Origin of the sequence: Mesorhizobium sp. BH1-1-5, from assembly GCF_020165615.1 — a bacterium.
GTDB lineage: Bacteria > Pseudomonadota > Alphaproteobacteria > Rhizobiales > Rhizobiaceae > Mesorhizobium.
Window position 1 is genome coordinate 52,576 of sequence record NZ_JAIUIM010000022.1, and the last position, 24,946, is coordinate 77,521.

The window sequence follows — 24,946 nt, forward strand, 5'->3', positions numbered from 1 at the left end:
ATTTGGCGCTTGACGTTATAATTTGCGTTGCAACAGGATATTCCGTCATGAACACCACCATTCGCAAGATCGGCAATTCCGAGGGCGTGATACTGCCGAAGGAACTCCTCGATCGCATGAACATGAAGGCGGGTGACCAGCTTCAAATCGTCGAGACCGACAAGGGCATCGCCCTTGAGCCGGTCGATGACAGTTTCGAGCGGCAGATGGAAGCTGCCCGTAAGGTCATGGACAAGTACAAAGTCGCGCTTCAGAAGCTCGCTGAATGAGCTGGCAGTTTCTGTCGCGCCGCGCCGTCGAGGCAATGCATGCCGAGCAGTTGCGCCGGCATGGCGGTGCGCAGGGGTTGAGAGATGAGAACGCTCTCGAATCCGCCCTCGCCCGTGCTGAGAACAAGGCCAATTACGGTGATCCGTCTATCGAAGATCTGGCAGCAGCCTACATCTTCGGCATCGCGAGGAACCATGCATTCGTCGACGGTAACAAGCGCACGGCCATGGTCGCGGCCGGTGCATTCCTGATCATCAATGGCTACGGGCTCACAGCCGACAACGGTACGATCTATGAATTCGTCATGGGGGTCGCAGCCGGCGAAATCGATGAGGCAGGTGCCGCAGCATTCTTCCGCGACCACACTGCAAAGCTAGAAGACTAACTCTCGGCCTTGTCCGAGAGCTTGACGATTTCCCATTCCTTGCCGTTGACCTTGACGACCTCGCCGACCTTCTTGCCGAACAGCGCCACGGCCATCGGCGAGACATGGGAAATGCTGCCCTTCGACGGATCGGCTTCGTCCTCGCCGACGATGCGCCAATGCACCTTCTTGCCGTCGTCGCCTTCCAGCGTGACACCCATGCCGAAGCGCACCACGTCGCTGCCGGGCTCCGGCACGGAAAGCTCGGCGTTCTCGCGCCGCGCGGTCCAGTAGCGCAGGTCGCGGGAAACCACTGCGATGCGCTCGCGGTCGCCCTTCTTTTCCGCCTTGCCCAATATATCACGCAGGTCGGCGAGATTGTCCTCGATCATCGCCAGGCCGCGCTCCGTCACCAGATTGCGGTGCGTGCTGACTGGACGTTCGCCGACGCCGGCAATGGCGTTTTCGCTGTCTTCTTCGCGGGTAAAAGCTCTGCTCATAAAGTAAACTTAGGCTTAGCGAGGCGACTGCACAAGCGGTTTGCCGATCAGCTCACCTTGGCACGATTCCTGCGACAGACAGGGCGAAACGCCAGGACCTGTGCCGATGTTGAACAGACGAACGCTGCTTGCCCGGACCGCCGGCTTCGCCGTCGCCGGCGTCTTCGCCGGCAAGGCAGCGGCAAAGTCACTGCCGGGCATCGAGATGGCCGCGATGCGCGGCTCGATCAATGCCACGGAGATCGGCGTGCAGCCGGGCGCTGTCGACGACCAGAGCAAGGCTTTCGCCAAGATGCTGGCAGCGGCCAGCGACCGCGACCAGCCGGTGTTCCTGCCGCCCGGCACCTATCTCGTCTCGAACCTCAAGCTGCCTGCCCGCGTGCGCCTGTCGGGCGTGCCCGGCGCGACGCGCATCGTCTATGGCGGCAACGGTCACCTGATGATGGCCGAGCAGGCCGAACATATCGAGCTCAGCGGCCTGGTGCTCGACGGCGCCAACCGCTGGCTGGCCGACTACACCCAGGGGCTGCTCGACCTGCGCCGCGTCGGCCATCTCGTCATCGACAATTGCCAGGTGACAGGCAGCGGCAAGAACGGGCTGGCGCTCGAACATGCCGCCGGCCGTGTCGGCCGCTCCGATATTTCGGGTGCTGCGGATGCCGGCATCTATTCGGTCGAGGCCGGCGGGCTGGAGATTTCCGGCAACACCGTTTCTGACTGCGCCAATGGCGGCATCCTGGTGCATCGCTGGCAGGCGGCGGAGGATGGCACCATCGTCAGCGGCAACCGTGTCCAGAGGATCGGCGCAAGAAGCGGCGGCACCGGCCAGAACGGCAACGGCATCAACGCCTTCCGCGCCGGCAACGTCATCATCTCGGGCAACGTCGTCTCAGACTGCGCCTTCACCGCAGTCCGCGCCAACAGCGCCAGCAATCTGCAGATCACCGGCAACACCTGCTCGCGCTCCGGCGAGACCGGGATCTATTCGGAATTCTCCTTCGAAGGCGCGATCCTCAGCAACAATCTGGTCGACGGCGCGGCCAACGGCATATCGATCGTCAATTTCAACGAAGGCGGCCGCATGGCCGTCTGCTCGAACAACATCGTGCGTAACCTCTCGACCATTGGCCCCTACACTGCCGATCCGCCCGGCTTCGGCGTCGGCATCAGCGCCGAGGCCGACACGACGGTCTCGGGCAATGTGGTCGAGAACGCGCCGCTCTATGGCATGCAGCTCGGCTGGGGCCCTTATCTGCGCAATGTCGTGGCGACGGGGAACATTATCCGCAAGGCCGGCACCGGCATCGTCGTTTCGGTCGTCGAAGGCTCCGGCACCGCGGTCATCTCGGACAACGTCATCGACGGTGCGAAAAACGGCGCCATCATCGGCCAGCGCTGGGCCGATCCGGTGACCAGCGACCTTTCCCAGTCAACGGATACCGGCTACGCGCATCTCACGGTCGAGCGCAACAAGGTAAGTTAAGCCGCGGCCACGACAATGTGGGCCTGGATCTTGGCGGCCACCTCGCCGCGGCCATGCTTGCCCGCGATCACGGATTCGGCGTAGTCGGTCGCGGACGCCAGTCGTCCGGCCTCCCTGGCCTCGATCTCATTGCGAAGCAGGGTTCCCTGGCAATAGGCGACGGCTGGAACACGCGGCGAGGATGCGCGGCTCTGCTCGGCCACGGTATCGATCGCCACATCTGAGAAGGCCGCGGCAGCCAGATCGCTACGGATCAGGTCCTTGTCGTGATAGCCATGCGGCGTGCGCGCCAGGAAGCGCGGCGGATCGTGCGGAAAGATCGTTGCCAGAGCGTTCGTCACGTCGTCGGCGAATATGTTCTCCTCGATGCGATCCCAGACACTGAACAGGAAATGTCCGCTTGGCTTCAGGACCCGTTTTGCCTCACGATAGGCGGCGGCACGGTCGGGAAAGAACATGGCGCCGAACTGACAGCAGACGAGGTCGAAGGCCGCATCGTCGAAGGGCAGCTTCAGGGCATCCGCCTGGTGCCATGCGATGCGGCTGTCGGGCCCCTGGCGAGAAGCCGCGTAGTCGAGCATCGGCTGATTGAGGTCGGTTACGGTGTAGCTGGCGCGGTGAGAAAGCTGTGGCGCCAACGCGCGGGTCACGGCCCCGGTGCCCGCGGCGGTCTCCAAGATGGCCAGGGGCGAGAAGGACGCGGCCCGGCGTGCGGTCTCGGCGGCATAGGCGTCGAAAATCAGCGGCACCATGTGGCGATCGTAATTTTCCGGGATCGACCCGGCAAACACCTTGTCCGCTTCCAGCATGGCTACCCACCGTCCGATCGATGCTGGTAGACTAGCAAAAAAAAATGAACTCGTTGCTGTTCAATTTTGCCGTGGGCAGCTTTTTTCGGGCTGTCCGGCGGCCAAACCTGACAGCCTTAGATTTAGATACACATTGTGTATGCAAAAATGCTATATGGTGATGGAAGGATTCATCGCCATGGCTACGAAAAACCAGGACAGCCACGCCAAGCCTGTCAATCTACGCATCCGCGAGGATGTCCGCAGCCTGATCGACCGCGCCGCGAAGATACGCGGCAAGACCCGCTCCGACTTCATGATCGACGCAGCTTACCGCGCGGCGGAAGACACGCTGCTCGACCAGACGCTCGTCAAGGTCGATGCCGAGAGCTATCAGCATTATCTCGATATCCTCGACCAGCCACCGAGCGGCGAAGGATTTGCCCGCCTGATGAATGCGCCCAAACCCTGGCGGGACTGATGCTTTCGGCGCCAATCCTTCTTGCCGATAGTCACGAACTCGATCTTTTTCAAAGCGGAACCGACAGCCTGGATCAATGGCTTCGACGGCGGGCGCGCGCCAACCAGGTCAGCGGCGCGTCCAGAACCTATGTGATTGCGGAAAGCACGCGCGTCGTCGGTTATTATTGCCTTTCATCAGGCAGACTTGATCTGGCGGATGCTCCCGGTTCGATCCGCCGCAACATGCCCGGTCCCGTGCCCATGGCTGTACTTGGCCGGCTAGCCGTCGATGCAAGCTGGCAAGGCAAGGGCCTGGGCGTCGCCCTGCTACAGGACGCGGTGCTGCGGACCGGTCAAGCGGCGGCCATTCTCGGCATTCGCGGCCTCCTGGTTCATGCGATATCGGATGAGGCCAAAGCGTTTTATGAGCGCTATGGCTTCCAGGCTTCGCCAAAAAATCCGATGACTTTGGTTCTATCGCTGAAGACGGCTAAGTCAGGATGACGATTCGTTGAATCGTTACCCTGACCTAGTTTTTTGTTGGAGCATGATCTTTTCCGAAAACCGGCTCCCACTTTTCGGGATCATGCTCTAGTTGAGCGCCGCCGTCGGCCGCAGCAAGCCTACCTTGGCCCCTATGCGGCTTTCGATTGCGGGATGGGCGAGCTCGGTGAGCTTTGCCGCAAGCGGTTCATCGCCGCGCAACAGCTTTGCCAGCACCGCGGCGATCATCACTTCCGCCGCCCTGCCGGCGCCGTCATCGCATTTCAAGGCGATGCCGAGGCCAAGTTCGGGCAATGCCGCGCAATAGACGCCTTCGGCGCCGGTCTTGACAAAGATGCGGCCGGGCGCGGCCTGCATCAGCGCGACATCGGCCTTGCCGGTGCCGGCGACGAGGAACGGCTCGGCCATGCAAGCCGAGAGCAGCCGCTTCGCCGCCTTGGCGCGCTCGGGCGCAAAGCCCCTGCCCGTCGCCATGCGGGCAAAGCCCTGGGCGAAGCTTTTCAGGGGCACGGCATAAGTGGGGATCGAGCAGCCGTCCGTGCCGCTGTGGTCGACGCTGTGCGCCGCGCCCGTCACGGATTGCATGGCGTCGCGCACCATCTCCTGCTGCGCATGACCTGCCCTGACATAACCAGCGTGCGCGATGCCGGCATGCACGCAGGTGCAAAGGAAGCCGGAATGCTTGCCGGAGCAGTTGTTGTGCAAAGCATTCGGCGCGCCGCCGGCGCGGGAAAGCGCGATCTCGGCGGCATGGTTCGATGGCCAATGCACGCCGCATTCCAGCGCGGTCTTATCGAGACCGGCCTTGGCCAGCATCGCGGCAGCCAGTTCGACATGGGCCGGCTCGCCCGAATGCGAGGCGCAGGCCAATGCCAGTTCGCGGTTCCTGAAGCCATAGGCATCGGCGGCACCGCTTTCGACCAGCGGCAATGCCTGGATCGCCTTCACCGCGGAGCGCGGGAAGACCGGGCGTTCCGTGTCGCCGATCTCCCAGACAGGCTTGCCGTCGGCGTCGAAGACGGAAACCGCGCCGCGATGCGCGCTTTCCACCACCGCACCGCGCGTGACTTCGACCAGAACCGGATTTGTCATGTCGCCTCCCGCATGCGCGCTCCAAGGTGCGCCGCTTAAAGCGCGCCGCGCTGAAACGGATTCAGAGGCGCGCTTTAAGCCTTTGTTTTGATGCATGTCGCCCAGAACCGCTGCGCAGTTCTGGGCGACATGCATTAATGCGGGCCGCTTCTAGCGAATCCTGTCGAGAATGGAAACGTAGTTGGCCACAGCCGCGCCACCCATGTTGAAGATGCCGCCGAGCTTGGCGCCCGGCACCTGGATGCCGCCGGCCTCGCCCATCAGCTGCATGGCGGTCAGCACATGCATCGACACACCGGTGGCGCCGATCGGATGGCCCTTGGCCTTCAGGCCGCCAGACGGATTGACCGGCAGGCGGCCGTCCTTGGCCGTCGTGCCGTCCAGCGCCAGCCTGGCGCCCTCGCCTGGCTTGGCCAGGCCCATCGCCTCATATTCGATCAGTTCGGCGATGGTGAAGCAGTCATGCGTCTCGACGAAGGAAAGGTCGTCGAGCGTGACGCCGGCCTTCTTCAGCGCCTGCTCCCAGGCGCGCTCGCAGCCCTCGAAGGAGAGGATGTCGCGCTTCGACATCGGCAGGAAGTCCTGCACATGCTCGTTGGCGCGGAAGGTCACGGCGCGGCGCATCTTCAGTGCCGTCGCGGTGTCGGTGAGAATGAGCGCCGCGGCGCCGTCGGAGACCAGCGAACAGTCGGTGCGCTTCAGCGGACCGGCGACGAACGGGTTCTTCTCGCTTTCCTGGCGGCAGAACTCATAGCCGAAATCCTTGCGCATCTGCGCATAGGGATTTTCGACGCCATTTCGGTGGTTCTTGGCCGCGATCATGGCCAGCGCGTCCGACTGGTCGCCGTAACGCTGGAAATAGGCCTGTGCGATCTTGCCGAAGACGCCGGCGAAGCCGGCCGGGGTCTCGCCATCTTCCGGCAGGTAGGAAGCCTTGAGCAGGTTCTTGCCGATCTCAGGACCGGGCGTGGTCGTCATCTGCTCGGCGCCGACCACCAGCACGATGCGGGCGGCGTTGGCGTCGATCGCGCGGATGCCCTGCCGGACGGCGGCCGAGCCGGTGGCGCAGGCGTTCTCGACCCGGGTCGCCGGCTTGAAGCGCAGCCGGTCATCGGCCTGCAGCACAAGGCTCGCGGTGAAATCCTGCGGCGAGAAGCCGGCGTTGAAATGGCCGAGCACGATCTCGTCGACGTCGTCCGGGCCGATGCCGGCATGGTCGAGCGCCTCGACGGCAACCTTGGTGATCAGGCCCTCGAGCGTCTCGCCTTCAAGCTTGCCGAAGCGCGAATGTGCCCAGCCGACGATGCATGCGGTCATAACAGCCTCCATTTGCCGCCGAGCCCAGCGTATGTTGATCTTCAGGTGATGCCGGCCTGCGAATGGGTTCTCGAAAATCGCCATTCTCGGCGCGGCCTGACCTGAACCTCAACCCACGCTAGCACGATCCTTCGCGGCACGTGATTCAATATTGTTCAATAGTGAACCGTTTTCCAGCCCCTGCCATGGTCCAGAACGACACGATCGGTTGATCTCAGTGTCGATTTTTTATTGATTGACGCGTCAATAAAAAATAATCTCTCTTCAGAACCGGATCCCAAATGCCGAAAATTGGAATGGAGCCAGTGCGCCGCAAGGCGCTGATCGATGCGACGATCTCGGCGATCGGCGAGCGCGGATCGCTGGACGTGACGATGTCGGAGATCGCCGGCCGCGCCGGCGTGTCGTCGGCGCTGGCGCATCACTATTTCGGAGCCAAGGACGAGCTGCTGTTCGCGACGATGCGGCACATCCTCGCCGAGCTCAACACCGACACGAGGCGCGCGTTCGGCCTTGCCGTGACGCCGCGCCAGCGCGTCTCGGTGGTCGTCGCCGTCAGCTTTTCCGACGACCAGTTCCAGCCTCAGATCATCGCCGCCTGGCTCGCCTTCTATGTCGAGGCGCAGAAATCGACCGAGTTGCGGCGGCTGCTGCGCATCTATGCGCGGCGGCTGCATTCGAACCTGATGAGCGGGCTGACCGGTATCCTGCCTCGGACCGAGGCCGACCGCGTGGCGGAAGCGACCGCGGCGCTGATCGACGGGCTCTACATCCGCCGCGCGCTGAAGGACGGCGTGCCCGACGCGCAGACCGCGATCACGCTCGTGGAAGACTATCTCGAAACCAAGCTCAACGGACGGAGCCTGCCTTGACCACCCGGCGACCCAATTTCCTGATCGTCATGGTCGATCAGCTCAACGGCACGTTCTTTCCGGACGGCCCGGCCGACTTCCTGCATGCGCCGCACCTGAAGGCGCTTGCCGCGAGCTCGGCGCGCTTCGCCAACAATTACACCGCCTCGCCGCTCTGCGCCCCGGGCCGCGCCTCGTTCATGAGTGGGCAACTGCCGTCGCGCACCGGGGTCTACGACAACGCCGCCGAGTTCACTTCTTCCATTCCGACCTTCGCCCACCATCTGCGCGCCGCCGGCTACTACACCTGCCTGTCCGGCAAGATGCATTTCGTCGGTCCCGACCAGTTGCATGGTTTCGAGGAGCGGCTGACCACCGACATCTACCCGGCCGATTTCGGCTGGACGCCGGACTACCGCAAGCCTGGCGAGCGCATCGAATGGTGGTACCACAATCTGGGTTCTGTCACCGGCGCCGGCGTCGCCGAGACCACCAACCAGATGGAGTATGACGACGAGGTCGTATTCCTGGCCACGCAGAAGCTCTACCAGCTTTCGCGCGAACAGGACGATGCGGGCCGTCGGCCCTGGTGCCTCACCGTCTCGCTGTCGCACCCCCACGACCCCTATGTCGCGCGCAAGCAGTACTGGGACCTCTATGAGCACTGCCAGGCGCTCGATCCGGAAACACCGTTCATCCCGTATGACGAGCAGGATGCGCATTCGCAGCGGCTCTACCGCGCCAGCGACTATCAATCCTTCGAGATCACGCCTGAACAGGTGCGCCGTTCGCGGCGCGGCTATTTCGCCAACATTTCCTATGTCGACGACAAGCTCGGCGAGCTTCTGGACGTCCTCAAGCGCACCCGCATGCTCGACGACACCGTCATCCTGTTCTGCTCGGATCACGGCGACATGCTGGGCGAGCGTGGCCTGTGGTTCAAGATGAGCTTCTTCGAGGGTTCGGCGCGGGTGCCGCTGATGATCGCCGGCAAGGGCGTGCCTGCCGGCCTCATCGAGGCGCCAGTCTCCAATCTCGACGTGACGCCAACGCTCTGCGACCTCGCCGGCATCGATATCGCTGCAATCGCGCCTTGGACCGATGGCCAATCGCTGCTGCCGTTGCTCGACGGCAAGGCGCGCACGGCGCCGGTGTTGATCGAGTATGCGGCCGAAGGCTCATACGCGCCGCTGGTCGCCATCCGCGACGGCAAATACAAGTTCGTCCATTGCGAACTCGACGCGCCGCAACTGTTCGATCTCGAAGCCGATCCGCTCGAGCGCGACAACCTGGCTGAAGATCCGGCGAACGCTGCCCTGGTGGCGGCATTCATGGAAAAAGTCAGGGCCCGCTGGGACATGGCGAGCTTCGACGCCGCCGTGCGAGAAAGCCAGGCGCGCCGCTGGGTCGTCTACCCGGCGCTGCGCAACGGCGCCTACTATCCCTGGGATTTCCAGCCGCTGCAAAAGGCGTCGGAACGCTACATGCGCAATCACATGAACCTCGACAATCTCGAAGAGAGCAAACGGTATCCGAGAGGCGAATGATGGCAGACATTCTCATCCCTACACTTGATCATCTGAAGCAGGCCTATGCCGTCACCGCGGCGGCCACGCAGGTGACGCCGCTCCTGGAGTCGGCGGCTTTAGCCAGGGAGACCGGCGCGGCGCGCGTCTTCGTCAAGCCGGAGTCGCTGCAATGGGCGGGCTCCTTCAAGGTTCGCGGCGCCTATTGGCGGCTGAGCCGACTTTCGCCGGATGAGGCGAAAAAGGGCGTGGTGGCGTATTCCTCCGGCAATTTCGCGCAGGGGCTGGCGGCCGCCGGCCAGGCGCTGGGCATTCCGGTCACCATCGTCATGCCGATCGACGCACCCGCCGCCAAGCGCGATGCGACGGCCGGTTATGGTGCGCGGGTGGTGCTGACAGACCATGGCGAGCGCGCCCGCGAGGAGGTCGCCGCCGCCAAAGCGCGGGAGATCGCCGAGACCGAGCATCTTACGCTGCTCCATCCTTTCGACGATCCGGAGATCGTCGCGGGCCAGGCCGGCGCGGGGCTTGAGGCGCTCGACCAGTTGGCGACGAAGAAGGCGCATGCCGACCTGGTGTTCTGCTCGGTCGGTGGCGGCGGGCTGATCGGCGGTGTCTCGCTCGCCTTCCACTATCTGTCGCCGAAGACCGAAATTATCGCGGTGGAGCCGGAAGGGTTCAACGGCATGGGCTCGTCGCTGGCGCATGGCGCGATCGAGACGATGCCGATCGGGCCAAAATCGATCTGCGACGGGCTGATGGCGCGCAAGCCCGGCAACGCGCCGTTCGCGGCGGTGAGTGCCGCCGGCGTGCGCGGCGTCACCGTCGACGATGCCTCGGTTCGGCGGGCGATGAAGATCGCCTTCGAGCGTATGAAGCTGGTGCTGGAACCTTCGGGCGCGGCATCGCTGGCAGCACTTCTCGGCGGCAAGGTGGATGTGGCGGGAAAAACCGTCCTTGTGATTGCAACCGGCGGCAATGTCTCGCTCGCCGATTTCATCTCACATATGAACGATGGGCGCATATGAACAATGCTTGAAGCGGATTTCGTCATCATCGGCTCCGGCTCCGCCGGCTCGGCCATGGCCTACCGGCTGTCGGAAGACGGCAAGCACTCGGTGATCGTCATCGAGTTCGGCGGCACCGATATGGGGCCGCTGATCCAGATGCCGTCGGCGCTGTCGATCCCGCTCAACATGAGCCTTTACGACTGGGGTTTCGCCAGCGAGCCCGAGCCGCATCTCGGCGGGCGCGTGCTTGCCACGCCGCGCGGCAAGGTGATCGGCGGTTCCTCCTCGATCAACGGCATGGTCTATGTGCGTGGCCATGCGCATGACTTCGACCACTGGGCCGACCAGGGCGCAGCCGGCTGGGCGTTCGCCGACGTGCTCCCCTACTTCAAGCGCATGGAGGATTCCGACGGCGGCGAGGATGGCTGGCGGGGCAAAAGCGGACCGTTGCATGTGCAGCGCGGCACGCGGAAAAATCCGCTCTACGGCGCCTTTGTCGAGGCGGGCCGCCAAGCCGGTTTCGAACTCACCGACGACTATAACGGCTCGAAGCAGGAAGGTTTCGGGGCGATGGAGCAGACCATTCTGGGCGGCCGCCGCTGGTCGGCGGCGAACGCCTATCTGAAGCCGGCTCTGAAACGCGGAAATGTTAGCCTGCTCAAGGGTTTCGCGCGGCGCGTGGTGATCGAGAATCAACGCGCGATCGGTGTCGAGATCGAAGCTAACAAACAGATTCAGGTCGTTAAGGCGCGACGCGAGGTGATCGTCGCGGCCTCGTCGATCAATTCGCCGAAGATCCTCATGCTGTCTGGCATCGGCCCAGGCGCGCATTTGCAGGAAAACGGCATCCGAGTGATCGCCGACCGTCCAGGCGTCGGCGCCAACCTGCAGGATCATTTGGAGCTTTACATCCAGCAGGAATCGACCAAGCCGATCACGCTGAACTCGGTGCTCAACCCTTTCTCCAAGGCGTTGATCGGCGCGCAGTGGCTGTTCTTCAAGACCGGGCTTGGCGCCACCAACCATTTCGAGGCGGCCGCCTTCGTGCGCTCGCGGGCCGGCATCGACTACCCCGATATCCAGTACCACTTCATCCCGGCGGCGGTGCGCTATGACGGCAAGTCGGCGGCGAAGTCGCATGGCTTCCAGGCGCATGTCGGGCCGATGCGCTCGAAGTCGCGCGGCTCGGTGACGCTGCGTTCGCCAGATCCCAAGACCAAGCCGATGATCCGCTTCAACTACATGTCGCATCCGGACGACTGGAGCGAGTTCCGCCACTGCATCCGGCTGACGCGCGAGATCTTCGGCCAGAAGGCGTTCGACGGTTTCCGTGGCAAGGAGATTTCGCCGGGCAGCCAAGTGCAGTCGGATGACGAGCTCGACACCTTCATCCGCGACCATGCCGAAAGCGCCTATCATCCCTGCGGCACTTGCCGGATGGGCCGCGCCGACGACCTGACCAGCGTCGTCGATCCGGAATGCCGGGTGATCGGCGTCGGAGGCTTGCGCGTCGCCGACTCCTCGATCTTCCCGCGGGTGACCAACGGCAACCTCAACGCGCCCTCGATCATGACCGGCGAGAAGGCGTCCGACCACATCCTCGGCCGCACGCCGCTGGCGCCATCCAACCAGGAACCGTGGATCAATCCGCGCTGGCAGGTGGCGGACCGATAGGGCATTGTCGGGGCGGGCGCCCTCCCCGCCCAGCGACCAAAGAACGGAGAAAAGCCATGCGCGCCCAGCCGACGGCATCGCATTATGTCAATGGCCGCTACATCGAAGACGAAGGCGGCGCGCCACTGCCGGTGATCTATCCGGCGACTGGCGAGACCATCGCCACCTTGCATTCGGCGACCTCGAACGTGCTGGAGCTTGCGATCGAAGCCGCGCGGGCCGCGCAGCCGGCCTGGGCGCGGCTGAAGCCGGTCGAGCGCGGCCGCATCCTGCGCCGTGCAGCCGACATCCTGCGCGCGCGCAATGCCGATCTGGCGCGGATCGAGACGCTCGACACCGGCAAGGCGATCCAGGAGACGCTGGTGGCGGATACGCCGTCGGCCGCCGACTGCCTGGAATATTTCGCTGGCGCGATCGCCGCCTTCAACGGCGAGATGATCGATCTCGGCGGGCCTTTCGCCTATACGCGGCGGGAGCCGCTCGGCGTCTGCGTCGGCATCGGCGCCTGGAACTACCCGATCCAGATCGCCGGCTGGAAGTCGGCGCCGGCTTTGGCCATGGGCAACGCCATGGTGTTCAAGCCGTCGGAGAACACCCCTCTGTCAGCCCTGGCGCTGGCCGAGATCTACTCGGAGGCCGGCCTGCCCGACGGACTGTTCAATGTCGTGCAGGGTTATGGCGATGTCGGCGCCGGCCTCGTCGGCCATGACGTCGTGGCAAAAGTCTCGGTGACCGGTTCGGTGCCGACGGGCCGCAAGGTGCTGTCGCTCGCCGGCTTGAAGATGAAGCACGCGACGATGGAGCTCGGCGGCAAGTCGCCGCTCATCGTCTTCGACGACGCCGATCTCGAAAACGCCATCGGCGGCGCCATGCTCGGCAATTTCTATTCGACCGGCCAGATCTGCTCCAACGGCACGCGCGTCTTTGTGCAGAAGGGCCTGCATGACCGTCTCGTCGAACGGCTGGTCGAGCGGACGAAAAAGATCCGCATCGGCGATCCGCTCGATCCGGAAACGCAGATGGGGCCGCTGGTCAACAAGGCGCAGCAGGACAAGGTCGTCTCCTATATCGAAGCCGGCAAGCAGGACGGAGCGAGCCTCGCCTGCGGCGGCAACGTGCCGTCGCTGCAAGGTTTCGAGGGCGGCTTCTTCATCGAGCCGACGGTGTTCACCGGTGTGACCGACACCATGCGCATCGCGCGCGAGGAAATCTTCGGGCCGGTGATGAGCGTCTTGAAGTTCGACAGCGAAGACGAGGTGATCGAGCGCGCCAACGACACCGAATTCGGGCTGGCGGCCGGCGTGTTCACGCGCGACCTGCCGCGCGCGCATCGGGTGATCGCCGAGCTGCAGGCCGGCACCTGCTGGATCAACGCCTACAATCTGACGCCCGTGGAAATGCCCTTCGGCGGCGTCAAGCAGTCCGGCATCGGCCGCGAGAATTCGCTTGCCGCGCTGGCGCATTATTCGCAGCTGAAGGCGGTCTATGTCGAGACCGGGGACGTGGCGGCGCCTTACTGAGACTTCTCCGCCGTCCCGTCCAGATACTGCGTCAGCGCACAGACCAGATGGTAGAAGATGCTCGCCGGCACCTCGGTTGCCAGCGAGCGGCCGCGCTCGTCGATGCGGTCGATCCACAGGCCGAGCGGCGCCGGGTCGATGTGCCAGCGGAACAGGCGGCCGACGCGCGCCTCGATCTCGGGCTTGAGATCCGGACCGCCCGAGCCGTCGAGCGCGATCGCCGCCTTGATCGCCTCGGCCTGCGGCCAGCTGCGCGAGACCGTGTCGAGCGGCAGGCCCTGGCGCGAGACCGCGCCATAGGCAAGGCCGGTGGCGCGGTTGAGGCCGTTGGCAATGGCCGATGCGTAGAGCTTGCGGGCGAAGGCGGTGAGTTCGCTCTGGCCGCTGCGGGCAGCAAAGTCGACCAGCAGCGAAGCCCATTCGAAATGATGGCCAGGCTCGGTCCAGATCCGCTTCTCGCCCGCCGCCGGCTTCCAGCCCTCGTCGAAATATTCGCCGAGCGTCCAGCTCTCGGCATCGAAGAAATGGCTGCGGAAAAGGTCGATGATGCGCGCCGCGCGGCGCAGATATGCGCGCTCGCCCGTCGCCTTGTGCCAGGCGAGGAAGGCTTCGAGCAGATGCATGTGCGGGTTGGAACGCCGTTCCTCCGCGCCGTCTGAGGTTTCCAGGAAGCCGGTCATGCGGGCATCTTCGAGATGCGCATCGAGGAAGGCGAACGTCTCCTCGCCGAGCCGCAACGCGTCTGGATGGCCCGACATATGGGCATGCGCCAGCGCCAGCAGCACGCAGGAATGATCGTAGGCGTCCTCCACCGGATCGGCGACCGAACCGTCGATGTTGAGCGTGCGCACCCAGCCGCCACGCCCGGTGCGGCCCTGCCCCGCCATGAAGTCGATGCCGTGCGCGATCAGCCGGTCCGCCGGGCCGTCCCAGCCGCGCTCCTTGGCCACCGCGAAGGCATAGACCTGACGCGCCTGCGTGCGCATGCGCTTCGGCTTCATCAGCGGCGAAGCATCGAAGCCCAGCGCCTCGTGGAAGCCGCCATGGCGTTCGTCGACGCCAAGGGTCGACCATAGCGGCAATGTCTCGTCGAACAGCCAGTGGCGTACGCGCCGCCGCCAGGCGCCGCTCTCGATGACGCGGTCATGCGCCGGCGTGAACCTGGTCTCCAGCCGGCCGGATTTCTCCAGCTGCTCGACGATCTTCTTGACGTGCTGGCTGTGGCTGACCGGCGCGACGAAAGTGGCGTCGGCGGTGGAGACGATGGCCACGTCCTTCATGCCGATCGCCGACAGCAGGCGACCGTCGCCGCGGATATAGGAGTTCTCGCAATCGATGGCGACGACGTCTCCCAGGATGACGTTGCCGTGCTTGTCGGACGGGCCGACATCGAGCAGCGACTGCCAGGAGCCGAGGTCGTTCCAGCGGAAGCCGGCGGGCACCATGGCGATGTCTTTCGCGCGCTCCATGATGGCGTAGTCGATCGAGGTCGACGGAATCGCGGAATAGAGTTCCAGCGGCATATAGAGGCCGGACAGATCGCTGGTCGCGGCCTTGTAGGCGGCCTCCGTCGCGTGCCAGATTTTCGGTTCGTAGGCCGCGAAGGCATCGCGCATGGCGCCGGCGCGGAACAGGAAGATGCCGGTGTTCCAGTAGAAGCTGCCGGCGTCGAGATAGGCCTGCGCGGCGGCGACATCCGGCTTCTCGACGAAGCGCGAGACGTCGAAGACACCGTCCTTGCCGGCCCCGACCTCGATATAGCCATAGCCCGTCTCGGGCTGTGTCGGTTTCAGGCCGAACACCACGAGCCGGCCGGCATTTGCCGCAGCCGCGCCCGCCTCGATGCTTTGCCAGAACTGGTGAGACGTCGAGATCTCATGGTCGGACGGCACCACCAGCACCAGCTCGTCGCCATATTCGGAGAGCGTGCGCAGGCTGGCAAGCGCCACCGCGGCCGCGGTGTTGCGGCCCGTCGGCTCGAACAGCGGTCCGCCGCCGGCCAGATCGACACCGGCGAGGTCGGCATGGACACGCTCGGCGTGACGTTCCGCGGCGATCAGGAAAATCGGCGTCTCGCCTTGCGAACGCGCCGCCAGCCGGCGCAAGGTCTTGGCCAGCATGGAACCATCGCCCGAGAAGTCGTGGAACTGCTTGGGATTGTCCTCGCGCGACAACGGCCACAGCCGCGATCCGACGCCGCCACTCATAACGAAACTGACGATGCGCTCGGTCATTCGGGTCTCACGCTCAAAAGTTGGCCGATCCGGTAGCACAGATGCTTTAAGCGGTGTTTACACGCTTGGAAATCCGCTCGGCTGCCAGATCGATGAAGGCCTTCACCAGCGGCGACAGATGCCGGCTGCTCGGATAGAGGACATAAAGGCCGCCGACGGGCGTGGTATGACCGACAAGAACCCTGCGCAGCCGCCCCTCGCCTATCAGCGTTTCCGCCATTGCATTGGGGATCTGGGCGATGCCGTAACCGGCAAGGGCGGCCGTGACGACCGCCTGCATCTCGTTGGCGGCGAAACGCCCGGCCACCGTGACCGTCTCCTGCCCATCCGGACCGTCCAGCACCCAGTGGGCGCCGACGGCCGAGGGCCCGGCAATCACGCAATCGTGGCCAGCCAGGTCCGCCGGCGTGCCCGGCGCTCCATTGCGCGCCAGGTAGTCCGGGCTGGCGCAGAGCAGCCTGGGCGCTGCGCCGAGCTTGCGAGCGATCAGCGTCGAATCCTTCAGGACGCCGGTGCGGAAGGAGAGATCTATTCCCTCCTCGACAAGGTTTAGCCTCTCGTCTGTGAGCCGAAGCTCGATCTTGGTCCTCGGATACATGTCGAGAAAGTCGAGGACGGCCCGGTTGAGGAAATAAGGGCCGAAGCCGACTGGCGCGGAAATGCGGATGGTGCCTGTCGGTTCCGCCCTTGCTTCGGCAAGACGCAGATTTGCCTGCTCGATCATGCGCAACGCCTGGCTGCTCTGCTCGTAATAGAGGCGGCCGGCGTCAGTCATGCCGAGACTGCGAGTCGTGCGCTGCAACAGCCGGATCCCCACCTCGCGCTCGAGCGCGGCAACGCGGCGGCTGACCGTCGTCTTGGGCATCGCGAGCAGCCGCGCGGCGGCGGTGAAGCTTCCGGCTTCCACAACGCGGGCAAAGACCATGATGTCGTTGAGGTCGAGCATTGTATCTGTAGATGGAACAAAGTTTTTCAATTATAGGCAATTATGCATCAATTTGGCAACGCCTAACTTCGCTCCATGGACAACAAGGAGCAAAACGAAATGACCAAAAAAGACATTCTGGTGACCGGCGCCACGGGCCAGCAAGGCGGCGCGGTCGCGCGCGTCCTGCTTTCAAAGGGGCATCGCGTCAAAGCGCTGACGCGCTCGCCGGATGGTAAGGCCGCGCGGCAACTGGCAGCAGACGGCGCCGAAATCGTGGCCGGCGACCTCTCCGATGCGGCGTCGATTGTGAAGGCAGCACGCGGAGTCGACACTATGTTCCTGATGGGGAACAGCTATGAGGCCGGGCTGGAGGAAGAGACGAGGCAAGGCATCATCGCGGCCGACGCGGCAAAGGCTGCCGGCGTCGGTCACTTGATCTACTCGTCGGTCGCCGACGCCGACAGGAACACCGGCATTCCGCATTTCGACAGCAAGTATCGGGTCGAGCAGCATATCGAGCGGCTGGGCATCCCCTATACGATCAGCGCCCCGGTCGCCTTCATGGAGAATTTTGTCGCGCCGTGGTCGATCGGCGCGCTGAGCCAGGGCACGCATGCCTTTCCCGTCCCTACCAAGCGCCTTTTGCAGTTGGTCGCGTTGGCAGACATCGGCGCCTTCGTCGCAGCGCTCGCCGAGCGGCGCGAAAAGGTGTTCGGCAAGCGCTTCGATTTCGCCGGCGACGAGTTATCCGGCGAGGAGCAAGCCAGGATCCTGTCGGAGGTCATCGGCCGCCCGATCGCCTATCAGGAAATCCCGATCGCGGCGGCCCGCCAGCAAAGCGAGGATGCGGCGCTGATGTTCGAATGGTTCGACCGCGAGGGTTACGACGTCGATATCGCGGCCTTGCGCCGGGATTTTCCGGACGTTCGCTGGCACAGCTTTGCCGACTGGGCGAAAGCATTCGACTGGAGCGTGCTAGCGCAGCCAGCCGTCTGAGCACGGTGGGTGCCAGGAGCCGCAATGAACGCGGATCGGCCGATCCAAAGGGTCGGTCCGCTGCCCATTTGGTGCAGCCGGCCCGCCTGCTCTGCCGCGAGGTCAAAACGGCCAACGGCGAAAGCCGACGAAATGCGACAGAAGTGCTGTCATTGACGCTTGCAGGATTGGAAAGTGGCAGCTATAAGCCCGCGGTCTGGTCACGGAGTGTAGCGCAGTCTGGTAGCGCACCTCGTTCGGGACGAGGGGGTCGCAGGTTCAAATCCTGCCACTCCGACCAGAAAAGACAATGGGTTAGCGGTATTGCAGTCCGCTAACGGATGTCTCCGCAGAAGAATAGAACAGGACCCGAACCTTTCGGTCCAGCTTGCTCGCGTGCATATCTCGCAATGGAGCCAGCCTCATCGCAAACGATCCCTTCGCCCCGCTCCGCCAACGTTTCCTCGCCCGCTGTACCGATCAGCTCGCCGAGCTGAAAGCCATCGCGCTTCAGGCCGCTCCCCTCCCCGGCAACGATCTGCTCATCCGGCTCGCCCACTCGCTCGCCGGCGCCGCGGGCACGTTCGGCTTTGCGGAGATCAGCGCGCGGGCGTCGGCGCTGGAGACACTGCTTATCGAGCAGGCGGATGGCGCAAGCGTGCGGGCGGCGCTCGATGGCTTGATCGCGGAGATCGAGCGGACGCTGGCGTGAATGGCGCTGGGTTGACGCTGGCACCAATGGCGCCGGGCTGATGCCGCCTGCCGCGCCTATTTCTTGGCGCCGCCGAGGCCGGTCCGGGTCATCTCTCCCCAGCCCTGGTTGCCGCGCAGGAACTGCCACTAGCCTTTCACGCGCCAGAAATTGTTGAGCTGGCGGTAGCCGAAATTCTCGATCACGGCGACGGCCGTCAGCACGGCGAGGTCCCTGGCGCGGGGGAAGCGCTGCAGCTCGGCCTCTTCGAGGATCAGCGAACAGACGCTGACGCTGACGCCATAGGTGAAGACGAGCGCGGTGAAGGCCAAGAGATACTCGGCCGACAGGATGCCGAGCAGCCAGAAGGCCGGGATCAGTATATAGCCCAGCACTTCCGCTATCGGTCTGAGCACGTCGACGATGAAGATGTGGCCGAAGCCGAGGAAGCCGACGCGGCCGTAGCGCGGGTTGAACAGCATCGAACGGTAGCGGAAGAAGCATTCCAGCGCGCCGCGCTGCCAGCGCGAGCGCTGGCGGGCGAGCACGCTCAGCGTTTCCGGCGCCTCGGTCCAGCACACCGGCTCGGGGATGAACTGGATGCGGTATTTGCGCTTCTTGTCGCGCATGTGGCGGTGCAGCTTGATGACGATGTCGAGGTCCTCGCCCATCGAGCCCTTGGTGAAGCCGCCCACGGCAACCGCTTCGGCGCCTGAGCGCAGACCTCAACCTCGAGAGCGATTCCTTCGAGTGGCCTTCCGCATTGACGGTTCCACTTCGAACAGGCAGCCGAAATGGCCGCCGCCATCCATTATGCTCGACAGCCGGCCATTACTTTGGCCTAATGACGTCCTGTCCTTGGTTCGTGGAGCGTGGAGCCGGCAGAGTGGCTAAATGAGAGAATGACGTTCAAGCTTACAGCCATTTCGATCGCGACGCTGCTTCTGGCGGCAGGCTGTTCATCGACCACGGCGTCGATCAGCCCGGCGAAATACGACAAAATGAACTGCCCCGAGCTCAACAATGCGGTCGGCGACACCGCCACCGATATTTCGCGCACGGCAATCGCCCGCGGCAGGGTCGCCAGCACCAGCGTGCCACGCTGGCTGCTCGGGGGCGAGCGCGTGAAGACAGCGGTGGCCAATCGCGAAACCGCCCGGATCGACAGGCTGCAGCAACAGCAGCAGGTGATCGTCGCGACGCGGAGGCAGAGGTGCCCCTCGCCGCGATGACGCGAGCCTGACGGAGCCGGCCTTCAGGCGCTCATGCGGAACCGTGTCGAATCGATCGCCGCGTTCATCAGCGTCTGCGTGTAGGCCTCGCGCGGGTTGTCGAAGATTTCCTGGGTCGGACCTTCCTCGACGATCTTTCCCTGCTTCATGACGATGATGTAGTCGGCCATCGCGCGTACCACCGCGAGGTCGTGGCTGATGAACAGGTAGGACAATTCGTGGTCGGCCTGCAGCTTGCGCAGCAGCTCGACGATCTGCTTCTGCACGGAACGGTCGAGCGCCGAGGTCGGTTCGTCCAGCACCACCACTTTCGGCATCAGGATCATGGCGCGGGCAATGGCGATGCGCTGGCGCTGGCCGCCGGAGAATTCGTGCGGGTAGCGGTTGCGGGCGTTGGGATCGAGGCCGACCTCGCGCAGCGCCTCGACGGCGCGCTGGTCGCGCTGCTTGCCGGTAAGCGAGGGCTCGTGCACCAAAAGGCCTTCGGTGATCACCTGGCCGATGGTCATGCGCGGCGACAGGGAACCGAATGGATCCTGGAAGACGAGCTGCAATTCGCGCCTGAGCGGCCGCATCGCCTGGCGATCCGCCTCGGAGATGTCACGGTCGCCGAAACGGATGACGCCGTCGCTGGGGAGCAGCCTCAGCAGCGCGCGGCCGAGCGTCGACTTGCCCGAACCCGACTCGCCGACGATGCCGATCGTCTGGTTGCGCTTCAGCCGGATCGAGATCCTGTCCACCGCGCGCAGCATCAGCGGCTCGCCGCCGAGGAAGCCGCCGCCGATCTTGAAGACGACCTCGACATTGCGGCCTTCGAGCAGCACTGGCGAACTGGCCGGCGGCGCCGCCTTGGTGCCGGTCGGCTCGGCCGCAAGCAGCATCTTCGTGTAGGCATGCTGCGGGTTGGTGAAGAGCGCTTCCGCCCCGCCCTCCTCCACCACCTCGCCCTGGCGCATGACGTAGACGCGGTCGGCGAAGCGGCGCACGATGCCGAGATCGTGAGTGATGAAGACGATCGCCATGCCGAGCTTGCGCTGCAATTCGGCAAGCAGCATCAGGATCTGCGCCTGGATGGTGACGTCGAGCGCCGTCGTCGGCTCGTCGGCGATCAGGATGTCGGGATCGTTGGCCAGCGCCATGGCGATCATGACGCGCTGCCGCTGGCCGCCCGACATCTCGTGCGGATAGGATTTCATGCGCCGTTCGGGGTCGGGGATATGCACCAGCCGCAAGAGCTTCAGCGCTTCTTCCCGCGCGGCTGTCGCGGAAAGCCCGCGATGCCGGCGGATCGGCTCCATCAGCTGGTTGCCGATGGTGTAGAGCGGGTCGAGCGAGGTCATCGGCTCCTGGAAGATCATGCTGATCTTGCGGCCGCGCACCTTGTTGAGCTCGCTCTTCGACATGGCCAGAAGGTTCTGGCCGCGATAGTCGACATGGCCGGTCGCCTCGCCGTTGGAAGACAAGAGGTTCATCGCGGCCATCATCGTCTGGCTCTTGCCGGACCCGGATTCGCCGACCACGGCGACCGTCTCGCCGGCATTGACCTTGATGTTGATGCCCTTGACCGCCTCGACCGTGCCGTCGAGGGTCTGGAAGCGGACGCGCAGGTCCTTGACGGTGAGGATCGTTTCGGAAGCCATGTCAGCGATCCCCTTTATCGATCTTTCGGGTCGAGCGCGTCGCGCAGGCCGTCGCCGACGAAGTTCAGCGCGAACAGCGTCGAGACGAGGAAGAAGGCCGGGAACAGGAGCAGCCAGTTGGCGTAGCCGATGTTCTTGGCGCCGACCGAGATCAGCACGCCCCAGCTGGTCATCGGCTCCTGCACGCCGAGACCGAGGAAGGAGAGGAAGCTTTCCAGGATGATCACCTGCGGCACCAGGAGCGTCATGTAGATGACGACCGGCCCGAGCAGGTTGGGAATGACATGGCGCAGCAGGATGCCGCGCTGACCGACCCCCATGGCTTCCGCCGCCTGGACATATTCCTGCCTGCGGATCGACAGCGCCTGGCCGCGCACGATGCGGGCCATGTCGAGCCACAGCACCGCGCCCACCGCCAGGAACATCAGCACGAAATTGCGACCGAAGAACACCACCAGCATGATGACGAAGAAGATGAAGGGCAGCGAATAGAGCACGTCGACGATGCGCATCATCACCTCGTCGACCCTGCCGCCGGCGAAGCCCGCGGTCGCGCCGTAGATGACGCCGATGACGCCGGCGACGACGCCGGCAAGCAGGCCGATGGCCAAGGATATGCGTCCCGCCATCAGCGTGCGCGAGAGCAGGTCGCGGCCGGTGTTGTCGGTGCCGAAGAAGAAATATTGCTGCTTCACGGCCGAGCTCATCGTCACTTCGAGGCCGTCGGGCGACTTGTTCTCGATCTTGGTGTCGTCGAAGGCGTCGGAGCGGTCGAGATAGCGGATGTTGCGATCGTCGATCGGCTTGGTCGAGGTGACGGTGACGACGACGCGATTGCCGTCCTGGTGCCATTCCTTGATGTCGGCACGCATGCGCTTGATGGCATCGCCCAGCGCACCCTGGATCATGTCGGGTTTCGGATAGGCCGAGACGCTCGGCGGCATGCGCACATAGTCGCCGTAGATGGTCGTGTATTCATGCGGCACGACCCACGGACCGCAAATGCTGATGACGGCGATGAAAGCCAGGTAGTAGAGGCTGAGCATGGCGGCGCGGTTGCGCTTGAGCCGCGCCCAGGCATTGCCCCAAAGCGAGCGGCCGACGATCGGCTCGGGCACGGCGACGGCGAGGTCAGTCATAGCGCACCCTCGGGTCGACGACCGCGTAGAGCAGGTCGACGATCAGGTTGAAGACGATAGTGAAGAGCGCGATCACCACCACGGTTCCCATGACCAGCGTGTAGTCGCGGTTGAGCGCGGCATCGACGAAGTAGCGGCCGACCCCGGGGATGGAGAAGATCGTCTCGACGATGACCGAGCCGGTCAAGAGGGCCGCGGCCGCCGGGCCGGTGAAGGAGACGATCGGCAGCACGGCGCCGCGCAGCGCGTGCTTGACCACCACCGACCAGTCGGAGAGGCCGAGCGCGCGGGCGGTGCGAATATGGTGCGAGCGCAAGCTCTCGATCATCGAGCCGCGCATCAGGCGCGCGACGATGGCGATCTGCGGCAAGGCCAGCGTCAGCACCGGGCCGACCTTGTTGACGAAGGCGCCGTCGCCCCAGCCGCCGATCGGCAAAAGCTTCCAGGAGAGCCCGAAGACGAGCTGGATCACCGGCGCGATGACGAAGGTCGGGATGGTGCTGCCGGCGGTCGCCAACGCAATCACCGAGTAGTCGGCAAGCTTGTTCTGGTTGAGCGCGGCGATGGTGCCGAGGATGGAGCCCAGCAATAGCGCCAGCACCAGCGCCGAGGCGCCGATCTGGATCGAGATCGGCAGACCCTTGGCGAAGAGCTCGGTGACGGTGAAGTCCGGCAGATTGTAGCTCGGGCCGAAATTGCCGCGCAAAAGGTTGCCGAGATAGTGGACATATTGCAGCCAGAGCGGATCGTTGAGGCCGAACTGGGCTTCGAGATTGGCCCTGATCTCGGGGCTCAAGCCCCTCTCCTGGTTGAACGGGCCGCCTGGCGCGACGCGGATCAGGAAGAACGCCAACGTCACGATGACGAATAGCGTCGGAATGGCGGTCAACAACCGCCGGAAGACATAACGCAGCATCGGCGCCCCGCTTCAGCCAGGGCGACAGGCTCTCCAGTCGAAGATCCGTGGCGCGCCGGCATCTCTGATCTTCGCACCGGGATTCCCGAAAATCCAACCCGACTTTCGGCCCGGCACGACGACAGACCGCACCGCCGCCATCGAAAGATAGCGGCGGCACGGCCAAGGTTGATTGTCAGTCCTTGGAGATGAAGCGGGACGGATGAACGTCCATCACGTTGTCCGTGAAGCCATGCAGCTTCGAGGACACGATGTCGTGGTAGCTGTAGTAGAGCAGCGGGATCTGGCCGACATCGTCGACGAGGATGCGCTCGGCCGCGGCGAGGTCCTTCATGCGATCTTCGGGCTTGCCGCCGGCGGCTGCCGCCTTGTCCATCGCTGCCTCGTAGGCCGGGCTGTCATAATCGGAATAGTTGTTGCCGCTCGCCTTGCGCGAGATGCCGAGGAAGGTCTCGGGATCCTTGTAGTCGGCGATCCAGGCGGCGCGGGCGACGTCGTAATTGCCCTTCTGCTCGAGGAAGCCGTAATGGGTCTTGGTGTCGGTGTTGAGCAACGTCACCTCGACGCCGAGCGGTTTCAGCTGTTCCTGGATGGCGACCGCCGTGTTCTTATGGTTCTCCGAGGTGTTGTAGCGGATTTCCATCTTCAGCGGATGCTCGGGCGTGTAGCCGAGCTTTTCCAGGATCTTCTTGGCCTCGTCCTCGCGGTCGATCTGCGGCATGTCGGCGTATTTGGCCATCGCCGGCGTGTAGCCTTCGATGCCCGGAGGCACCATCGAATAGCCAGGCAGCATGGAGTTCTGCCAGACCTTCTCGGCCAGGAAGTCGCGGTCGATCGCCATCGAGATGGCGTTGCGCAGCTCGACGTTGTTCCAAGGCTCCTTGTCGGTCTTGATGGCGTAGTAATAGGTGCCGAGATATGGGCCGACCTTGATCTGGTCGCCGAACTTGGTCTTGAGGTCCGCCAATTGTTCGGTAGGCAGATCGTCATAGCTGTCGAGCTCGCCGGCCTCGAAGCGCTTCATGGCCGAGGAGCGGTCCTCGGTGGGGATGTAATTGACGGTGTCGATCTTGACGCTGGCGGCGTCCCAGAATTTCGGGTTCTTGACGAGCTTGAGATGGTCGTTGGGCACCCATTCGGCGAGCGTATAGGCGCCGTTGGAGACGAGGTTGCCGGGCTTGATCCAATCGGCGCCGAGCTTGTCCATCGAGGCCTTGTTGACCGGATAGGTCGCCTGGTGGGTCAGCATCTCCAGGAAGTAGGGCGTCGGCGCCTTCAGCGTCACTTCCAGGGTGTTGGCGTCGACCGCCTTCACGCCCATGTCCTCGGGCTTGCCTTTCTTGGTGTTGAAGTCCTCGGCCCCTTTCACCGGATAGAGCATCGAGGCGTATTCAGCGCCGGTCGCCGGATCTTCCAGGCGGTGGAAGGCAAAGACGAAGTCGTCCGCGGTGACCGGGGTCCCGTCGGACCACACGCCGTCCTTGCGCAGCTTGAAGGTGTAGACGGTGCCGTCGTCCGAGACGGTCCAGCTTTCGGCGGCGCCCGGGATGAGGTTGGCCTTCTCGTCCTGCATCACCAAGCCCTGGAACAGATCGCGCAGGATATTGGCTTCGTAGACGGTCGAGGTCTTGTGCGGATCGACCGATTCCGGCTCCGCGGCGCTGCCGCGGTTGTAGACCACTTCGGCAAAAGCATGCGTGTAAAAGGAGCCCGTTGCCAGAGCCATGGTGGTGGCGAACACCGTCGCCTTCAGCATGTTTTTCAGCATGAAGTCTCTCCCTGTCGGCGCAGCCCCTCAGCCGCGCCTTTTTAAGTTTTGACACCCCGGAA

General features: G+C 64.1%; 24 protein-coding genes and 1 tRNA gene. 14 read left to right on the plus strand and 11 right to left on the minus strand.

What is annotated here, in order from left to right; translation table 11 throughout:
• The first annotated feature begins 47 nt into the window (after positions 1-47).
• Positions 48-269: an AbrB/MazE/SpoVT family DNA-binding domain-containing protein gene (locus LB572_RS25465; RefSeq protein ID WP_042641941.1), complete on the plus strand. Its 222-nt coding sequence runs from the start codon at positions 48-50 to the stop codon at positions 267-269.
• The gene (locus tag LB572_RS25470; RefSeq protein ID WP_224669675.1) at positions 266-655 is read left to right on the plus strand and encodes a type II toxin-antitoxin system death-on-curing family toxin; all 390 of its coding nucleotides are present in this window, start codon (positions 266-268) and stop codon (positions 653-655) included. Before LB572_RS25465 ends, LB572_RS25470 begins: the two co-directional genes overlap by 4 nt.
• On the opposite strand, the gene greA is transcribed toward LB572_RS25470, so the two are convergent.
• Positions 652-1,134, minus strand: a complete 483-nt coding sequence (gene greA / locus LB572_RS25475) for a transcription elongation factor GreA (protein WP_140806827.1) — start codon at positions 1,132-1,134, stop codon at positions 652-654. The two genes, LB572_RS25470 and greA, sit on opposite strands and share 4 nt — an antisense overlap.
• Positions 1,135-1,240: 106 nt before the next feature.
• Here greA and LB572_RS25480 point away from each other — a divergent pair, with 106 nt between their 5' ends.
• The gene (locus LB572_RS25480) at positions 1,241-2,617 is read left to right on the plus strand and encodes a TIGR03808 family TAT-translocated repetitive protein (protein ID WP_140806826.1); all 1,377 of its coding nucleotides are present in this window, start codon (positions 1,241-1,243) and stop codon (positions 2,615-2,617) included.
• Here LB572_RS25480 and LB572_RS25485 read toward each other — a convergent pair.
• Positions 2,614-3,426: a class I SAM-dependent methyltransferase gene (locus LB572_RS25485; RefSeq protein WP_140806825.1), complete on the minus strand. Its 813-nt coding sequence runs from the start codon at positions 3,424-3,426 to the stop codon at positions 2,614-2,616. The genes LB572_RS25480 and LB572_RS25485 overlap by 4 nt on opposite strands.
• Before the next feature lie 178 nt (positions 3,427-3,604).
• On the opposite strand from LB572_RS25485, the gene LB572_RS25490 reads away from it, so the two are divergent.
• Positions 3,605-3,886, plus strand: coding sequence for a DUF1778 domain-containing protein (locus tag LB572_RS25490; RefSeq protein WP_140806824.1), 282 nt, complete (start codon positions 3,605-3,607; stop codon positions 3,884-3,886).
• A complete protein-coding gene (locus LB572_RS25495; protein WP_224669676.1) occupies positions 3,886-4,371 on the plus strand; it encodes a GNAT family N-acetyltransferase in 486 nt (161 codons plus the stop codon). The genes LB572_RS25490 and LB572_RS25495 overlap by 1 nt, the downstream gene beginning before the upstream one ends.
• Positions 4,372-4,458: 87 nt before the next feature.
• Here the strand turns inward: LB572_RS25495 and LB572_RS25500 are convergent, their stop codons facing one another.
• Together LB572_RS25500 and LB572_RS25505 are read right to left on the minus strand one after the other, a co-directional pair.
• On the minus strand, positions 4,459-5,463 hold the full coding sequence (locus LB572_RS25500; protein ID WP_224669677.1) for an asparaginase: 1,005 nt from the start codon (positions 5,461-5,463) through the stop codon (positions 4,459-4,461).
• Between the two features lie 150 nt (positions 5,464-5,613).
• Positions 5,614-6,780, minus strand: a complete 1,167-nt coding sequence (locus LB572_RS25505; RefSeq protein ID WP_224669678.1) for an acetyl-CoA acetyltransferase — start codon at positions 6,778-6,780, stop codon at positions 5,614-5,616.
• Between the two features lie 281 nt (positions 6,781-7,061).
• Between LB572_RS25505 and betI the strand changes: the two genes are divergently transcribed.
• From betI to betB, 5 genes are read left to right on the plus strand one after another with little or no spacing between them, the layout of a single operon-like run.
• Positions 7,062-7,652 (plus strand): transcriptional regulator BetI, encoded by a 591-nt coding sequence (gene betI / locus LB572_RS25510; RefSeq protein ID WP_224669679.1) that lies wholly within the window; start codon positions 7,062-7,064, stop codon positions 7,650-7,652.
• On the plus strand, positions 7,649-9,178 hold the full coding sequence (betC, locus tag LB572_RS25515) for a choline-sulfatase (protein ID WP_224669680.1): 1,530 nt from the start codon (positions 7,649-7,651) through the stop codon (positions 9,176-9,178). The genes betI and betC overlap by 4 nt, the downstream gene beginning before the upstream one ends.
• Positions 9,175-10,185, plus strand: coding sequence for a threonine/serine dehydratase (locus LB572_RS25520; RefSeq protein WP_181179898.1), 1,011 nt, complete (start codon positions 9,175-9,177; stop codon positions 10,183-10,185). Before betC ends, LB572_RS25520 begins: the two co-directional genes overlap by 4 nt.
• Before the next feature lie 3 nt (positions 10,186-10,188).
• Positions 10,189-11,841 carry a choline dehydrogenase gene (betA, locus tag LB572_RS25525; RefSeq protein ID WP_224669681.1) on the plus strand — a complete coding sequence of 551 codons (1,653 nt, stop codon included), beginning with the start codon at positions 10,189-10,191 and terminating at the stop codon, positions 11,839-11,841.
• Between the two features lie 56 nt (positions 11,842-11,897).
• Positions 11,898-13,361 carry a betaine-aldehyde dehydrogenase gene (betB, locus tag LB572_RS25530; protein WP_224669682.1) on the plus strand — a complete coding sequence of 488 codons (1,464 nt, stop codon included), beginning with the start codon at positions 11,898-11,900 and terminating at the stop codon, positions 13,359-13,361.
• On the opposite strand, the gene LB572_RS25535 is transcribed toward betB, so the two are convergent.
• Complete coding sequence (locus LB572_RS25535; protein ID WP_224669683.1) at positions 13,355-15,595, minus strand: AGE family epimerase/isomerase; 2,241 nt, start codon at positions 15,593-15,595, stop codon at positions 13,355-13,357. The genes betB and LB572_RS25535 overlap by 7 nt on opposite strands.
• A 46-nt stretch (positions 15,596-15,641) precedes the next feature.
• Positions 15,642-16,541: a LysR family transcriptional regulator gene (locus LB572_RS25540; RefSeq protein WP_224669684.1), complete on the minus strand. Its 900-nt coding sequence runs from the start codon at positions 16,539-16,541 to the stop codon at positions 15,642-15,644.
• 99 nt (positions 16,542-16,640) lie between these two features.
• On the opposite strand from LB572_RS25540, the gene LB572_RS25545 reads away from it, so the two are divergent.
• The 3 genes from LB572_RS25545 to LB572_RS25555 all read left to right on the plus strand — a co-directional run bounded on the left by LB572_RS25545 (position 16,641) and on the right by LB572_RS25555 (position 18,210).
• On the plus strand, positions 16,641-17,519 hold the full coding sequence (locus LB572_RS25545) for an NmrA/HSCARG family protein (protein WP_224669685.1): 879 nt from the start codon (positions 16,641-16,643) through the stop codon (positions 17,517-17,519).
• 203 nt (positions 17,520-17,722) lie between these two features.
• Positions 17,723-17,799, plus strand: a tRNA-Pro gene (locus tag LB572_RS25550).
• 87 nt (positions 17,800-17,886) lie between these two features.
• Positions 17,887-18,210, plus strand: coding sequence for an Hpt domain-containing protein (locus tag LB572_RS25555; RefSeq protein WP_224669686.1), 324 nt, complete (start codon positions 17,887-17,889; stop codon positions 18,208-18,210).
• Positions 18,211-18,338: 128 nt separating this feature from the next.
• On the opposite strand, the gene LB572_RS25560 is transcribed toward LB572_RS25555, so the two are convergent.
• The gene (locus LB572_RS25560) at positions 18,339-18,884 is read right to left on the minus strand and encodes a glycosyltransferase (protein ID WP_224669687.1); all 546 of its coding nucleotides are present in this window, start codon (positions 18,882-18,884) and stop codon (positions 18,339-18,341) included.
• 207 nt (positions 18,885-19,091) lie between these two features.
• Here LB572_RS25560 and LB572_RS25565 point away from each other — a divergent pair, with 207 nt between their 5' ends.
• Positions 19,092-19,421, plus strand: a complete 330-nt coding sequence (locus LB572_RS25565; protein WP_224669688.1) for a hypothetical protein — start codon at positions 19,092-19,094, stop codon at positions 19,419-19,421.
• A 23-nt stretch (positions 19,422-19,444) separates the two neighbouring features.
• On the opposite strand, the gene LB572_RS25570 is transcribed toward LB572_RS25565, so the two are convergent.
• From LB572_RS25570 to LB572_RS25585, 4 genes are all read right to left on the minus strand, one after another.
• Positions 19,445-21,061: an ABC transporter ATP-binding protein gene (locus LB572_RS25570; RefSeq protein ID WP_224669689.1), complete on the minus strand. Its 1,617-nt coding sequence runs from the start codon at positions 21,059-21,061 to the stop codon at positions 19,445-19,447.
• A 14-nt stretch (positions 21,062-21,075) separates the two neighbouring features.
• Complete coding sequence (locus tag LB572_RS25575) at positions 21,076-22,200, minus strand: ABC transporter permease (protein ID WP_140803424.1); 1,125 nt, start codon at positions 22,198-22,200, stop codon at positions 21,076-21,078.
• The gene (locus tag LB572_RS25580; RefSeq protein WP_224669690.1) at positions 22,193-23,116 is read right to left on the minus strand and encodes an ABC transporter permease subunit; all 924 of its coding nucleotides are present in this window, start codon (positions 23,114-23,116) and stop codon (positions 22,193-22,195) included. Before LB572_RS25580 ends, LB572_RS25575 begins: the two co-directional genes overlap by 8 nt.
• A 175-nt stretch (positions 23,117-23,291) precedes the next feature.
• Positions 23,292-24,884: a peptide ABC transporter substrate-binding protein gene (locus tag LB572_RS25585; protein WP_140803422.1), complete on the minus strand. Its 1,593-nt coding sequence runs from the start codon at positions 24,882-24,884 to the stop codon at positions 23,292-23,294.
• Positions 24,885-24,946 lie beyond the last annotated feature (62 nt).

Excerpts from the sequence above, each read along its gene's own strand:
- LB572_RS25585 (WP_140803422.1), bottom strand. The coding sequence starts at position 24,884 with ATGCTGAAAAACATGCTGAAGGCGACGGTGTTCGCCACCACCATGGCT.
- betA (WP_224669681.1), top strand. The coding sequence starts at position 10,189 with ATGCTTGAAGCGGATTTCGTCATCATCGGCTCCGGCTCCGCCGGCTCG.
- greA (WP_140806827.1), bottom strand. The coding sequence starts at position 1,134 with ATGAGCAGAGCTTTTACCCGCGAAGAAGACAGCGAAAACGCCATTGCC.
- LB572_RS25570 (WP_224669689.1), bottom strand. The coding sequence starts at position 21,061 with ATGGCTTCCGAAACGATCCTCACCGTCAAGGACCTGCGCGTCCGCTTC.
- LB572_RS25575 (WP_140803424.1), bottom strand. The coding sequence starts at position 22,200 with ATGACTGACCTCGCCGTCGCCGTGCCCGAGCCGATCGTCGGCCGCTCG.
- LB572_RS25545 (WP_224669685.1), top strand. The coding sequence starts at position 16,641 with ATGACCAAAAAAGACATTCTGGTGACCGGCGCCACGGGCCAGCAAGGC.
- LB572_RS25485 (WP_140806825.1), bottom strand. The coding sequence starts at position 3,426 with ATGCTGGAAGCGGACAAGGTGTTTGCCGGGTCGATCCCGGAAAATTAC.
- LB572_RS25500 (WP_224669677.1), bottom strand. The coding sequence starts at position 5,463 with ATGACAAATCCGGTTCTGGTCGAAGTCACGCGCGGTGCGGTGGTGGAA.
- betI (WP_224669679.1), top strand. The coding sequence starts at position 7,062 with ATGCCGAAAATTGGAATGGAGCCAGTGCGCCGCAAGGCGCTGATCGAT.
- betB (WP_224669682.1), top strand. The coding sequence starts at position 11,898 with ATGCGCGCCCAGCCGACGGCATCGCATTATGTCAATGGCCGCTACATC.
- LB572_RS25565 (WP_224669688.1), top strand. The coding sequence starts at position 19,092 with ATGACGTTCAAGCTTACAGCCATTTCGATCGCGACGCTGCTTCTGGCG.
- LB572_RS25465 (WP_042641941.1), top strand. The coding sequence starts at position 48 with ATGAACACCACCATTCGCAAGATCGGCAATTCCGAGGGCGTGATACTG.
- LB572_RS25580 (WP_224669690.1), bottom strand. The coding sequence starts at position 23,116 with ATGCTGCGTTATGTCTTCCGGCGGTTGTTGACCGCCATTCCGACGCTA.
- LB572_RS25480 (WP_140806826.1), top strand. The coding sequence starts at position 1,241 with ATGTTGAACAGACGAACGCTGCTTGCCCGGACCGCCGGCTTCGCCGTC.
- LB572_RS25535 (WP_224669683.1), bottom strand. The coding sequence starts at position 15,595 with ATGACCGAGCGCATCGTCAGTTTCGTTATGAGTGGCGGCGTCGGATCG.
- LB572_RS25470 (WP_224669675.1), top strand. The coding sequence starts at position 266 with ATGAGCTGGCAGTTTCTGTCGCGCCGCGCCGTCGAGGCAATGCATGCC.
- LB572_RS25540 (WP_224669684.1), bottom strand. The coding sequence starts at position 16,541 with ATGCTCGACCTCAACGACATCATGGTCTTTGCCCGCGTTGTGGAAGCC.
- LB572_RS25520 (WP_181179898.1), top strand. The coding sequence starts at position 9,175 with ATGATGGCAGACATTCTCATCCCTACACTTGATCATCTGAAGCAGGCC.
- LB572_RS25495 (WP_224669676.1), top strand. The coding sequence starts at position 3,886 with ATGCTTTCGGCGCCAATCCTTCTTGCCGATAGTCACGAACTCGATCTT.
- LB572_RS25505 (WP_224669678.1), bottom strand. The coding sequence starts at position 6,780 with ATGACCGCATGCATCGTCGGCTGGGCACATTCGCGCTTCGGCAAGCTT.
- LB572_RS25490 (WP_140806824.1), top strand. The coding sequence starts at position 3,605 with ATGGCTACGAAAAACCAGGACAGCCACGCCAAGCCTGTCAATCTACGC.